This window comes from Streptomyces boluensis (assembly GCF_009908195.1).
Taxonomy (GTDB): domain Bacteria; phylum Actinomycetota; class Actinomycetes; order Streptomycetales; family Streptomycetaceae; genus Streptomyces; species Streptomyces boluensis.
In genome coordinates this window covers 1-9,311 of the sequence record NZ_JAAAHS010000313.1, presented here as the reverse complement: position 1 = coordinate 9,311, position 9,311 = coordinate 1, and the positions used below count along the sequence as shown (strand labels likewise).

Genomic DNA, 9,311 nt, shown 5'->3' with positions numbered 1-9,311 from the left:
GCCCTGCCCCGCGCCCACGCGCCGCGCGAGGAACTCCTCGAACGTGCCCCGCCCCACGGCCTGTTCGGGCGCCAGGTTCCCGCCCCGCCGCAGCCCCGCGGACACCTTGCCCGGCAGCCGTACGCCGAACGTCGGGCGCCGCTTGCCGTTCGCCCGCAGATACGCCACGACCAGCTCGCGCACCGAGTACACGCGCGGCCCGCCCATGTCCTCGACGCGTCCCGCCGGAGCGCCGAGGGCCAGCTCGACAAGGCGGTCGGCGACCTCCTCCACGGCCACCGGCTGGATCCGCGCCCCGGTCGGCGCGGGCACCACCGGCAGCTTCGCCAACGCCGCCGCGATGTCGTACGCGAGGTCGTGGAACTGCGTCGTACGGAGCACCGTGAAGTCAAGCCCGGACGCCTCGATCAGCCGCTCCACCGCCAGCTTCGCGCGGTAGTAGCCGAGCGGGACCCGGTCGATGCCCACGATGGAGATGTAGACCAGGTGCCGCACCCCGGCCGTACGGGCCGCGTCGATCAGCCGGCGTGCGGCCGCCTCGTCCGCGCCGCGGCGGTTCGGCGTACTCGCGCAGTGCACCACCGTGTGCACGCCCGCCATGGCCCCCTCGAGACCCGCGCCCGTCACGAGGTCCACCGGATACGTGTCCGAGCCGCGGCTGAGCACCCGTACCTCGTGCCCCTCGGCCCGCAGTCGCTCCGCGACGATCCGGCCGAGTGTGCCGGTGCCCCCGGTCACCAGGATCGTGGTCATGGTCGTTCGGTCCCTTCAGACGGCGGGGCGCTCCCGGCTGGAACGCCCGACACCAGCTGAGAACCGAACAGTCCGCCCGGATGTGACAACCCCACGGAAGAAAGTACGGAAGAAGGTACGGAGGAAAGTCTCGTACGCCACCCGGAGGCGCGCGCCCGCCCCCGGCCTCAGCGGCCGTCGAGCTGCCCGCGCACGAACCCCAGCTTGTCCGGGTTCATCACCGCCTGCGCCTCGGTGATCACACCGTCCCGCACCTCGAAGGTGACCACGGCGAGCAGCTCGCCGCCCAGGTGCCCGAGGAGCGCCGCCGAACCGTTGACCTCCGCCACGGACAACTCGACCCCGGCGAGGTAGCGCTCGGCGACCCCGACCAGGAAGCGCAGCACCTTCTCGCGCCCCACGACCGGCCTGCGGGCCGCCGTGACCTTGCCGCCGCCGTCGCCCCACCAGGCCACATCGGCCGCGAGGGTCTTCTCCAGAGCGGCCACATCGCCCTCGCGGGCCGCCGCGATGAACGACTCCACCAGGTCGCGCCGCTGCTCCGGCAGCGGCGTGAACCGCGGCGTCCGCGCCGCCACCCGCCGCACCGCCCTGGCGTACAGCTGACGGCAGTTGGCCTCGCTGACCTCGAGGACGCCCGCGATCTCCCGATGGCTGTACGCGAACGCCTCCCGCAGCACGTACACCGCACGCTCGGCGGGCGTGAGCCGTTCCATCAGGACGAGCAGCGCGGTCGACACGGAGTCCCGCTGCTCGGCGGAGTCCAGCGGGCCGAGCGCGCCCGCCCCGGTCAGCACCGGCTCGGGCAGCCACGGGCCGACATAACTCTCGCGGCGGGCGCGCGCGGAGGTCAGCCGGTTGAGGCAGAGGTTGGTGACGACCTTCGCGAGCCAGGCCGCGGGCTGCTCGATGTCCTCGCGGCGCGCGCCCGACCAGCGCAGATACGCGTCCTGCACGGCGTCCTCGGCCTCGTCGGCCGAGCCGAGCAGGCGGTAGGCCAGGGAGAACATCCGGGGGCGGTGGGCTTCGAACTCGGCTGCGAGCGCGGGCGTCGTCACGGCCACAGGGTGCCAGAGCGCCCGCCGGGCCCAGGAGCCCAGGCCCCCGCCCGGACCGAGTCCGTCCGGATACGCCCCGACCTGCTGAAGTCTCCACATCGGGGCGCTGTGAGTCAGCCCACACGGGCTCGCCCGCATGGGTGACGATCAGGCGTGGCAGACTGGCGGTGTACCAGAAGCAGCGCACTCCGGGGTCGGTGTAATTCCGAACCGGCGGTAATAGTCCGCGACCCGGCCGCATCCAGTGGCCGGTTGACCAGGTGAAATTCCTGGACCGACGGTGAAAGTCCGGATGGGAGGCAGTGCGCGGCGGGCAGACACATCCGTGTATGCCGCGCCGTCGGTCCGTCCTCGCTGAGGATGACCGTCGTCCGGCGTCCCCGGTGCTCTTGTGTTCTCGCCCGTGACCTCTGTCGTCATCGACAGGCCCCGGAGTCCGTGCCCGAAGAGGCAGGAGGACCCGGTGGCCACCGCAGCCGAAGCAGCCGCCATGCGGCAGGCGATCACGCTCGCCGCACGCGCACTCGGCGCCACGAGCCCCAACCCGGTCGTCGGCTGTGTCGTCCTGGACGCCACCGGAACCGTGGTCGGCGAGGGCTACCACCAGCGCGCGGGCGGACCCCACGCCGAGGTGCACGCCCTGCGCGCCGCCGGAGAGCGGGCCCGCGGCGGCACCGCCGTCGTCACCCTCGAACCCTGCAACCACACCGGCCGCACCGGCCCCTGCGCCCAGGCACTCGTCGACGCCGGGATCGCCCGCGTCGTGTACGCCGTCCCGGACCCCACGGCCACGGCCACCGGCGGCGCGCACCGACTGCGCTCGGCGGGTGTCGAGGTCGAGCAGGGCCTCCTGGAGGGCGAGGCGCGGGCGGGCAACATCGCCTGGCTCACCGCCGTCAAGTCCGGCCGCCCGTACGTCACTTGGAAGTACGCCGCCACCCTCGACGGCCGCATCGCCGCCGCCGACCGCAGCAGCCGCTGGATCACCTCGCCCGAGTCCCGGGCCGATGTCCACCGGCTGCGCGCCGAGGCCGACGCGGTCGTCGTCGGCTCCGGCACGATGCGCGCCGACGACCCGCACCTCGCGGTGCGCGGCATCGAGGGCGCCACCCAGCCGCTGCGCGTCGTCGTCGACACCGAGGGCACCGCCGTCAAGCCGGGCGCCCGGATCCTGGACGACGCGGCCCCCACCCTCGTCGCCGTCGCGCGGGACGCCGCCACCGAACTCCCCGCCACCGAACTGCCCGACGCCGTACGGCTGCCGCGCGCCACCGGAGGCGGCCGGGGCCTCGACATCCCCGCCCTGCTCGACACCCTGCACGAGCGCGGCGTCCGCTCCGTACTCCTCGAAGGCGGCCCCACCCTCGCCGGTGCCTTCGTCGCCGCGGGCGCCGTCGACCGGGTCGTCGGCTACCTCGCCCCCGTCCTGCTCGGCGCGGGCCCCACCGCCCTCGCCGACGCCGGAATCGGCACCATCGCCGACGCGTTGCGTCTCGACATCACCGAGACCGTCCGCGTCGGACCCGACCTGCGTATCACCGCCGTCCCCAACAGCCCTGAGTACAAGGAGCGTTGAGAGTGTTCACCGGAATCGTCGAAGAGCTGGGTGAGGTCACCGCCGTCGAGAATCTCGGCGACTCCTCCCGCTTCCGCCTGCGCGGCCCCGTCGTCACCCAGGACGCCAAGCACGGCGACTCCATCGCCGTGAACGGCGTCTGTCTCACCGTCGTCGAGCACGAGGGCGACGAGTTCACCGCCGACGTGATGGCCGAGACGCTGAACCGCTCCAGCCTCGGCGCCCTCGCGCCCGGCTCCCGGGTCAACCTGGAACGGCCCACCGCGGTCGGCACCCGGCTCGGCGGCCACATCGTGCAGGGGCACGTCGACGCCGTCGGCACCATCGTCGAGCGCACCCCTTCCGAGAACTGGGAGCTCGTCAAGGTCGCCGTCCCCGCGGGACTCGCGCGGTACGTGGTGGAGAAGGGCTCCATCACCGTCGACGGAGTCAGCCTCACCGTCGTCGACGCCGGACCCGACTACTTCACCATCAGCCTCATCCCCACCACCCTCGCGCTGACCACCCTCGGCCTGAAGCAGGCCGGCGACCCGGTCAACCTCGAAGTGGACGTCATCGCCAAGTACGTCGAGCGCCTCCTCGGCGACCGCGCCGCGACCGGCACCGGAAGGAACCCGGAATGACTGCACTGACCTGGCTGAACGCCGAGGCGTTCAGCGCCTTCGGGCAGCACGTCATCTGGTCCGACATGATCGGCAACACGGTCGGCCTCGTCGCCCTCGCCCTCGGCTGGCGGCGCTCGGTGTGGACCTGGCCGGCCCAGTTCCTCTCCGGCCTGATCCTCGTCGCCGCGTACGCCTCCGCCCACCTGTCCGGCGGCGTCGGCAAGCAACTCCTCGTCATCGGCGTCGCGTTGTGGGGCTGGCGGCAGTGGACCCGCGGGCGCCAGCAGGCGCAGGACGGCTCCATCGCCGTACGGTTCGCGACCTGGAAGGAGCGCGGCGCGCTGGTCGCCGCGGCCGCCGTCGGCACCCTCGCGGTCGGCGGACTCTTCGCCGCCTTCCCGTCCCTGTCGTGGAGCCCCTGGGCCGACGCGTACATATTCGTCGGCACCCTCGTCGCGATGGTCGCCCAGGCCCGCGGCCTGGTGGAGTTCTGGTTCGCCTGGCTCCTCGTCGACCTCGTCGGCGTCCCGCTCGCCTTCAACAGCGGCCTCGCCTTCTCCGGCCTGGTCTACGTGATCTACCTCGCCCTCGTCCTGTGGGGGATGCGCGACTGGTGGCTGCGCTCCCGTGCGACGGCGCCCGTCCTGGAAGGAGCAACGGCATGAGCACCGCCCCTCTCTGGTCCTCCCGTGACAACGCCGAGGACCTCGCCCTCGACCCCGTCGAGCAGGCCGTGTCGGACATCGCGGCCGGCCGCCCCGTCGTCGTCGTCGACGACGAGAACCGGGAGAACGAAGGCGACCTCGTCATCGCCGCCGAGAAGGCGACCCCCGAGATCATCGCGTTCATGATGAGCGAGTGCCGCGGCCTGATCTGCGCACCCATGGAGGGCGACGAGCTCGACCGGCTCGAACTGCCCCAAATGGTGGAGAACAACACGGAGATGATGCGCACCGCGTTCACCGTCTCGGTCGACGCGGGCCCCGCGCACGGCGTCACCACCGGCATCTCCGCCGCCGACCGCGCCACCACCCTGCAGCTCCTCGCCGACGGCCACGCCGAAGCGGGCGACTTCGTCCGCCCCGGCCACATCTTCCCGCTCCGCGCCCGGTCCGGCGGCGTCCTCGTCCGCAACGGCCACACCGAGGCCGCCGTCGACCTGGCCCGGCTCGCGGGCCTGCGCCCGGCCGGCGCCATCGTGGAGATCGCCGGCGAGGACGGCAAGATGCTCCGCCTGCCCGAGCTGGTCCCGTTCGCCCGCAAGCACGGCCTGACGATCATCTCCATCGAGGACCTGATCGCCTACCGCCGCTCCAGCGAACCCACGGTCCACCGCGAGGCGAAGGTGCAACTCCCCACCGCACACGGCGAGTTCACCGCGTACGGCTACCGCTCCTCGGTCGACGGCGTCGAGCATGTCGCCCTCGTCCAGGGCGAGATCGGCGACGGCGAGGACGTGCTCGTACGCGTCCACTCCGAGTGCCTCACCGGCGACGTCTTCCACTCCCTGCGCTGCGACTGCGGCCCCCAGCTGGAGGCCTCCATGCGGCGCATCACCGCGGAGGGCCGCGGCGTCGTCGTCTACCTCCGCGGCCACGAGGGACGCGGCATCGGACTGCTGTCCAAGCTGCGCGCCTACGCCCTGCAGGAGCGCGGCCGCGACACACTCGACGCCAACCTGGAACTCGGCCTGCCCGCCGACGCCCGGGACTACGCGGCAGGCGCGCAGATCCTCACCGACCTCGGCGTGCGCACCCTGCGCCTGCTGACCAACAACCCCGACAAGAGCCAGGCGCTCACCGACCACGGCCTGGACGTCACGAGCCGTGAGCCCATGCCCGTCCAGGCGGGCGAGCACAACCTCCGGTACCTACAGACCAAGCGCGACCGCATGGGCCACGAACTGCCCTGGCTCGACGCCCGCTAGACCCACCCGGCACCACAGCAACCCAGCACACAGCACACCCCGAGGAGAGACGTGAGCGGCAAGGGCGCACCCGTACTGAGCGTGGAGAACTGCAGCGACCTGCGGGTCGCGGTGATCGCGGCCCAGTGGCACGACAAGGTCATGGACGGCCTCGTCGACGGCGCCCTGCGCGCCCTCGGCGAGCTCGGCATCGACGAGCCGACCCTCCTTCGCGTGCCCGGCAGCTTCGAACTGCCGGTCGTCGCCAAGGCCCTCGCCGAGCGCTACGACGCGGTGGTCGCCCTCGGCGTCATCATCCGCGGCGGCACCCCGCACTTCGAGTACGTCTGCCAGGGCGTGACCAACGGCCTCACCCAGGTCTCCATCGACACCGGAGTCCCCATCGGCTTCGGCGTGCTGACCTGCGACACCGAGGAGCAGGCCCTGGACCGCGCCGGCATCGAGGGCTCCAACGAGGACAAGGGCCACGAGGCGGTCACCGCGGCCGTCGCCACCGCGACCACGCTCCGTTCCGTCTCCGAGCCCTGGCGCTGACCAGCGCACACCGGCCGCGTAGAGTGAGGGACACCATGTCCAAGAAGACTTTCGAGGAGCTGTTCGTCGAGCTCCAGCACAAGGCCGCCGAAGGCGACCCCGCCACCTCCCGTACCGCCGAGCTGGTGGGCAAGGGTGTCCATGCCATCGGCAAGAAGGTCGTCGAAGAGGCCGCCGAGGTCTGGATGGCCGCCGAGTACGAGGGCAAGGAAGCCGCCGCCGAGGAGATCTCGCAGCTGCTGTACCACGTACAGGTGATGATGGTCGCCCGTGGCATCTCCCTCGACGACGTCTACGCCAACCTCTGAACCTTCGTTCACCCCTGTCACACCTGCCACACCTCACGCAAAGGAAGCCGACCTCATGCTGCGCATCGCCGTCCCCAACAAGGGTTCACTGTCAGGACCTGCGTCGGCGATGCTCCATGAGGCCGGCTACCGGCAGCGCAAGGAGTCCAAGGAACTCGTCACGGTCGACCCTGACAACGAGGTCGAGTTCTTCTACCTGCGCCCCAAGGACATCGCGATCTACGTGTCCTCCGGCAAGCTCGACATCGGCATCACCGGCGAGGACCTCCTCATCGACTCCGGCGCCCAGTCCGAGGTGATCCTGCCGCTCGGCTTCGCCCGCTCCACGTTCCGCTTCGCCTCCCGGCCCGGCGCCGTCAAGGACGTCGCGGACCTCGCGGGCCGCACCATCGCCACCTCGTACGAGGGCATCGTCGCCAAGTACCTCGCCGAGCGCGGCGTGGAGGCCTCCGTCGTGCACCTCGACGGCGCGGTCGAGACGGCCATCGAGCTCGGCGTCGCCGACGCCATCGCGGACGTCGTCGAGACCGGCACCTCGCTCCGCAACGCGGGGCTCGAGGTCTTCGGCGAGCCGATCATGCGCTCCGAGGCCTGCGTGATCCGCTCCAAGGGCGCCGCCGTCGACGAGGGTGCGGACCCCAAGGTGCAGCAGTTCCTGCGCCGCCTCCAGGGCGTCCTGGTCGCCCGGACCTACGTGATGATGGATTACGACTGCCGCGCCGAGCACCTGGAGAAGGCCGTCGCCCTCACCCCGGGCCTGGAGTCGCCGACCGTGTCGCCGCTGCACAACGAAGGCTGGGTCGCCGTCCGCGCGATGGTCCCCGCCAAGGGCGCGCAGCGCATCATGGACGACCTGTACGAGCTGGGCGCGCGGGCCATCCTCACCACGGCCATCCACGCCTGCCGCCTCTGATCGGGTTCCGCACATGTCCGAACTGCCCCCGCTGCCCGTCACGTTCCGGCCCGGCCGCACCCGCGCGGTGCTGCTCGCCGTCGGCGTGGCGGTGTTCGCGGTGATCACGACGATCGCCCTGCTCCTGGAGACCCTGAGCCCCGGCGAGCGCGTCAGCTTCATCTTCACGGCCGCCCTGTTCCTCGGGGTGCTCGTGCTGCTCAGCCGCCCCAAGGTCGTGGCCGACGAGTCCGGCGTCACCGTCGTCAACCTCGCCAGCAGCCGCACCCTGGAATGGGCGGAGATCGTCCAGGTCAACCTGCGGCCCGGCGACCCCTGGGTGTTCCTCAACCTCAGCGATGGCACCAGCCTGCCCGCCATGGGCATCCAGCCGGGCATCGCCAAACAGCGCGCCATCAGCGACGCCCGTACGCTGCGTGCCCTCGCCGAAGCGCACGGCACCGGCGACCCCGTCACCTGAACGGGCCCCCGCGCCGGAACCCGGCCGGCACCCCGCATGACGTCGGGTGGTGCGGGGCAGGAGCTCCGCACCACCGCACCGTCGGCCCTGCCGCGGTGCGGGCCTTCGTGATTACTCTGGTTCCGGTGGCGGCCGCTGCACGTCCCGCCCCGCACCAACACCCCGGGCCGGCCCCGGCCGCGGGGTCTCCTGCGACCCGAGGAGTGACTTACTCCGGCAATGGACGGATCGTCCGGTAGTACCTGCGCCGCCCCCTCACCGGAGGCGGCGGCATGACCATCCCTTTGCTGCTGCTCGCCGCGGCCTTCCTGCTGATCCTCGCCAACGGCTTCTTCGTGGCCGCCGAGTTCGGCCTCGTCACGGTGGAGCGCGCCGACGCCGAGCGCGCCGCCGCCGACGGTGACCGGCGGGCCCGCCGTGTCGCACAGTCGCTGCGCGAGCTGTCCTTCCAGCTCTCCGGCACCCAACTCGGCATCACCATCACCTCGTTGGTGGTCGGCATGCTCGCCGAGCCCGCCCTCGCCCAACTGCTCGCGGGACCGCTCACCGCGGTCGGTACTCCGGACGGCGTCGTCCCCGGGGTGTCCGTGCTGATCGGCATGCTGCTCGCCTCCGCCGTGCAGATGGTGATCGGGGAACTCGTCCCGAAGAACTGGGCGGTGTCCCGGCCCATGCAGGTCGCCCGGTTCGTCGCGGGCCCGCAGCACGCCTTCGCCCGGCTGTTCCGCCCGGTGATCGCCGGCCTGAACGCGGTCGCCAACCGGCTGGTGCGCATCTTCGGCGTCGAACCCGCCGACGAGCTGGCCTCCGCCCGCACCCCCGGCGAGCTGGTCTCCCTCGCCCGGCACTCCGCCGAGGCGGGCGCCCTGGAGGAGGACACCGCCGACCTGTTCGTGCGCACCCTGCGCACCCTCTCGCTCGGCGAACTCACCGCCAAGGACGTGATGACGCCCCGCGTGAAGGTCAGCGCCCTGCAGTCCTCGGCCACCGCCGCCGACGTGGTCAACCTGACCCGCGCCACCGGCCTCTCCCGCTTCCCCGTCTACCGCGAGCGCATCGACGAGATCGTCGGCGTCGTCCACCTCAAGGACGCCCTCGCGGTACGCGGCCAGGAACGCCACCGCACCCCGGTCGGCCGGATCGCGCAGCCCCCGCTGCTCGTGCCCCAGACCCTCCC

The 9,311-nt window shown here is 72.1% G+C and carries 11 protein-coding genes and 1 riboswitch; of the genes, 9 read left to right on the top strand and 2 right to left on the bottom strand.

Translation table 11 applies throughout. From position 1 onward, the window contains the following. Together GUY60_RS28895 and GUY60_RS28890 are read right to left on the bottom strand one after the other, a co-directional pair. The coding region (locus tag GUY60_RS28895; protein ID WP_161703060.1) for an SDR family oxidoreductase at window positions 1-753 on the bottom strand (753 nt) is incomplete at its 3' end. Between the two features lie 167 nt (window positions 754-920). After that, a complete protein-coding gene (locus GUY60_RS28890; protein ID WP_312866466.1) occupies window positions 921-1,811 on the bottom strand; it encodes an RNA polymerase sigma-70 factor in 891 nt (296 codons plus the stop codon). A 179-nt stretch (window positions 1,812-1,990) separates the two neighbouring features. Then, window positions 1,991-2,121, top strand: a riboswitch (FMN riboswitch). Between the two features lie 153 nt (window positions 2,122-2,274). On the opposite strand from GUY60_RS28890, the gene ribD reads away from it, so the two are divergent. From ribD to GUY60_RS28845, 9 genes are all read left to right on the top strand, one after another. After that, window positions 2,275-3,387, top strand: coding sequence for a bifunctional diaminohydroxyphosphoribosylaminopyrimidine deaminase/5-amino-6-(5-phosphoribosylamino)uracil reductase RibD (ribD, locus tag GUY60_RS28885; protein WP_161703056.1), 1,113 nt, complete (start codon window positions 2,275-2,277; stop codon window positions 3,385-3,387). Window positions 3,388-3,389: 2 nt separating this feature from the next. Next, window positions 3,390-4,010, top strand: a complete 621-nt coding sequence (locus GUY60_RS28880) for a riboflavin synthase (protein WP_161703054.1) — start codon at window positions 3,390-3,392, stop codon at window positions 4,008-4,010. Further along, window positions 4,007-4,657 (top strand): nicotinamide mononucleotide transporter family protein, encoded by a 651-nt coding sequence (locus GUY60_RS28875; RefSeq protein WP_161703052.1) that lies wholly within the window; start codon window positions 4,007-4,009, stop codon window positions 4,655-4,657. Before GUY60_RS28880 ends, GUY60_RS28875 begins: the two co-directional genes overlap by 4 nt. Then, a complete protein-coding gene (locus GUY60_RS28870; RefSeq protein WP_161703050.1) occupies window positions 4,654-5,919 on the top strand; it encodes a bifunctional 3,4-dihydroxy-2-butanone-4-phosphate synthase/GTP cyclohydrolase II in 1,266 nt (421 codons plus the stop codon). Before GUY60_RS28875 ends, GUY60_RS28870 begins: the two co-directional genes overlap by 4 nt. A gap of 51 nt (window positions 5,920-5,970) precedes the next feature. Beyond that, window positions 5,971-6,453, top strand: coding sequence for a 6,7-dimethyl-8-ribityllumazine synthase (ribH, locus tag GUY60_RS28865; RefSeq protein ID WP_161703048.1), 483 nt, complete (start codon window positions 5,971-5,973; stop codon window positions 6,451-6,453). 35 nt (window positions 6,454-6,488) lie between these two features. After that, the gene (locus tag GUY60_RS28860) at window positions 6,489-6,761 is read left to right on the top strand and encodes a phosphoribosyl-ATP diphosphatase (RefSeq protein ID WP_161703046.1); all 273 of its coding nucleotides are present in this window, start codon (window positions 6,489-6,491) and stop codon (window positions 6,759-6,761) included. 55 nt (window positions 6,762-6,816) lie between these two features. Beyond that, window positions 6,817-7,674 (top strand): ATP phosphoribosyltransferase, encoded by an 858-nt coding sequence (gene hisG, locus GUY60_RS28855; RefSeq protein ID WP_161703044.1) that lies wholly within the window; start codon window positions 6,817-6,819, stop codon window positions 7,672-7,674. A gap of 13 nt (window positions 7,675-7,687) precedes the next feature. Further along, complete coding sequence (locus GUY60_RS28850; RefSeq protein ID WP_161703042.1) at window positions 7,688-8,134, top strand: PH domain-containing protein; 447 nt, start codon at window positions 7,688-7,690, stop codon at window positions 8,132-8,134. Between the two features lie 272 nt (window positions 8,135-8,406). Then, a partial coding sequence (locus GUY60_RS28845) for a hemolysin family protein (RefSeq protein ID WP_161703040.1) occupies window positions 8,407-9,311 on the top strand: 905 nt, incomplete at its 3' end.